At 73.7% G+C, this 3,678-nt stretch carries 1 protein-coding gene and 1 pseudogene; both read left to right on the top strand.

The window, feature by feature from the left end; all coding sequences use genetic code 11:
- Positions 1-2,533 (top strand): SDR family NAD(P)-dependent oxidoreductase (locus MJ783_RS13275; protein ID WP_239310739.1); only part of this gene is annotated, 2,533 nt, incomplete at its 5' end.
- Positions 2,534-2,603: 70 nt separating this feature from the next.
- Positions 2,604-3,678, top strand: a pseudogene (locus MJ783_RS13270) (hypothetical protein); the annotation flags it as partial.

The raw sequence follows: 3,678 nt of genomic DNA, 5'->3' as shown, positions 1-3,678 counted from the left end.
GGGACCGGCCGCTGCTCCTGCCGGTCAGCGGGCGCAGCCCGCGGTTTCCCCCGCGGTTTCCCCCGCTGCGTCGCCCGCTGCGCCGGCTCCGGGCGAGGCCCGCCGGCTGACGGCGCAGACGTGGCGGCTGCCCGCGATCGACCGGCTCGAGGGAGCGTATGCGGCCGCGCCGGTCGCCGTAGTTCTTGATCATGGTGACGAGCTCGCCGCCCCGATCGTCCGCGAGCTCGAGCGCCGTGGCTGGGATGTCTGTCACCGGACGCTGGGGAGCCCGGCGACCTCCGCCGGGGACGCATTCCTGGACTGGGATGGCCAGGACCTCGACAGGCAGCTTGCCGAGGTCCTGGCCGAATCACCCCGGATCGATCTGTGCCTGACGCTGCTCGGCCAGCCTGAGCGGTGGGACGACGCGACCCGTCGGCTCGCTGAGACGGTACGGGCCGCCGGGCGGATTGCCGGTGCCCTGCGGGAGACCGCTGACACGGGAACGCGGGCCAGTTTTGTGACCGTGAGCCGGCTTGACGGCATCCTCGGCCACAGCGGGGAGCGCGCCATGGCGGCCGCGGTGCTGGGCGGGGCCACCGGGCTGGTGAAGACCCTTGCCCGGGAGATGCCGGCGCTGTTCTGCCGGGCGCTCGACCTGAGCCCGGCGCTCGGTGACGACGCTGCGGCGGAGGCCGTGCTGCGGGAGCTGGACGACGCCGCCCGTGACGTCGCCGAGGTCGGTGTCGATGCCGAACGGCAGCGGTGGACGGTGCGGTACGAAGACCTTGATCTGGTCCCGGTTGATCTCACTGACCTCAGCGTCGGCACCGAGGACACCCTGGTTGTCACCGGTGGCGCGCGTGGTGTAACGGCTCTGTGCGTGCGGGCGTTGGCGCAGGTGTGCCCGCTGGCCTTTCTCCTGCTCGGCCGCACCGAACTCACCGACGAACCCGACTGGGCCGCTGGGGTGCCCGACAGCGCGCTGAAGCCGAAGCTGATCGAGCGGCTGCGGGCGGACGGCGGTTCGCCGGCTCCGCGCGAGGTCAACCGTGCCCTGCGCGATCTGCTCGCCCAGCGCGAGATCCGGGCGACCCTCGCCGACGTGACCGCGGCCGGGGCACGGGCGGCCTACCTCAGCGTTGATGTCGCCGACGCCACGGCCACGCGGGCGGCTCTCGCCGAGCATGAGGCCCGGATCACTGGCATCGTGCACGGTGCCGGTGCGCTCGCCGACGCGATGCTCGTGGACAAAAGCGCGGCGGACGTGCGGGGAGTCCTCGCACCAAAGATCATCGGTCTGGGCAACGTCCTGGCCGCCGTCCCGCAGGCTCCCCTGCGCCAGCTCGTCGTCTTCACCTCGATCGCCGGGATCGCCGGAAACCCTGGTCAGGGCGACTACGCGGCGGCGAACGAAGCACTGAACAAGGTTACGGCCAGCTGGCGGCGCAGCCGGCCGGCCAGCGCGGCCGTCGCGATCAACTGGGGAGCCTGGGACGGTGGGATGGTCACCCCCGAGCTCCGGGAGATGTTCCGCGCCCGGGGCGTGCCCCTGCTGGCGCCCGCGGATGGGGCGCGGATGTTCGTCGAGCAGTTCAGCGCGGCCCGCGCGGGCGACGCATGTGTCCTGGTCGGTCATCCCGTCCCGCTGGCGGCGGCCACGGGGCCGATCGACACCCCGGCCTTCGTCAGTCATCGGGAGCTGACCGGCTTCGACCTGGACCCGGTGGTGGACGCCCACCAGATCGGCGCCCACCCGGTGCTGCCCGCCACGGCCGGGCTCGGCTGGCTGATCAATGGCCTCGAGCGGGCCAACCGGGACCTGCGGGTCGTCGAGGCGCGTGACTTCGAGGTTCACAAGGGGATCGTCTTCGACGGCTCGCACGAGCGCGGCTACCGGCTGGAAGCCGACGCGGGCAGCGTGGTCGACGGGCGGCTGGTCATCCGGGCCGCGATCCGTTCGGACACCGGTGGCGCGTTCCCGGCGTCCCACTACGGCGGGGTGTTCGTGCTCGCAGCCTCGCCCGACCAAGCCCCAGCCGACGTTGCCTGGCCCGGCTACCCGCTCGGGCAGGGACCCGAGAACGGCCTGGACGGCTACGCCGACGGGACCCTGTTCCACGGGGTCCTGCTGCAGGGCATCCGGCGGCTGCTGCACCAGGACCGGACCCGGCTGGTGGTGGAGTGCCGGCTGCCGGACACCCCGCTGGCCGCTGGTGCCTTCGCCGGCAGCCTGCACAGCCCGGCGCTCGGGGATGTCGTCGTCCAGGCGGCGTACGTGCTGGGCCGCGCCTATCTGCGGGCCGGCTGCCTGCCGCTGGGTATCGGGCGGGTCCAGTTCTTCGCGCCGCTGCCGGGCAACGCCACGTTCGTGGCGGTGGCCGACAACCTGCGCTCCACGTCCATGGGGGTGACCGTGGACGTCACCGTCCACGCGCCCGATGGCGCTGTGCTCCAGCGGTTCCTCGACGTTTCGCTGATCAGCACACCCGACATGGCTGAGAAGATCCGGGAGGGCGCCCGGCGCCGGGACGCGCGGGCACGGCCATGACGAGATCGGTCAGTGCACCCAGGTGCGTCGGCCCTGATCGCGCCGGCCCCGATCGAACGGAGACGACCCGATGACCGCGAGCCTTGACGAAAGCGGCGAGCTGCTGCAGTTCGACGGTGATCCGTTCGGCGTCCCGCTGTGGCCGGCCGATGCCGCCGCGCCGGTGCCCACGGCCGATGCCAGCACATATGGCGTGCCGCGGGCCCAGCCGGCCCAGCCGGCCGCGACCGCCGAACCGGCTGGGCCCGCGGCCCCGCTGGTGTTCCCCGCGCCCGCTCCGGTGTCCATGGCTGACCCGGCCGCGGAGCTGGTGCGCGGTTTTCGGGAAGAGATCATAAGGGCGCATGCCGGCGCGATGCGGACGCAGGCGGCGTTTCAGGAACTCGCGCTCGCCAGGATGGGTTTCCGGGGCCCGGCTCTGTCCCGCCGGGACACCGGCCCGCTGCCCCACCCGGAGCCGGCCGGCACCCTTGCGCCGGCCGTTCCCGCCCCGGCGGTTGCGGCCGTCCGGGGCGCCCCGGCGGCCCTGAGCGCCCCGGGCGTTCCCGCGCTCGGCGGTCCTGTTGATGCCCGCGGTGAGGCCGCGTACGAGGTGGCCGTGGCGTCCGCCGCCGGTCTTGGCTATGACCTGGACGGGTGGGTGTCGCCCGCGACGCTGGTCCGGGCAGCCTGGGACGCGGTGCTGCGCTCCGCCTCCCTCGCGGCGGCGGGTGGCACGGCGTCCGCGGCCGGTTGGGAGATCCGGCACGCCACGGTCGTCTTCGAAGGCGAGCTTCCCCGGGTGGACGAGCCGCTGCGGTTCGCGGTGGTGGCCGGCTCCCCGGCGCCCGATGGGACCGCCGGGTTCTCCGTCCGCTGTCATGCCGGTCCGCGGCCGGTGCTGTCGGTGCCCGACGGTGTCGCAGGCCCGCGCGCGGCCGTGCCGGTCGGTGCGCCGCTCGGCATGGCCGAACCGGATCCGGTGCCGACCATCCTCGCCTTCAAGCCGCTCGCGTACACCCCACGGACAGCCCTCGGCCCGGCGGAGCTCGCCAGGCTGTCGGGCGGTGATGTCCCCGGCGTGTTCGGGAGCAGCTACGAACAGCGCGGCTGCAACACCTCGCTCCGGCTTCCCCCGGCCGGATTCCTGCTGCTCGACGAGGTGA

The sequence above is a fragment of the Protofrankia sp. Cj3 genome, from assembly GCF_917627355.1.
GTDB lineage: Bacteria > Actinomycetota > Actinomycetes > Frankiales > Frankiaceae > Protofrankia.
The sequence above is the reverse complement of the archived record's forward strand: the minus strand, read 5'-3'. Positions and strand labels throughout refer to the sequence as shown.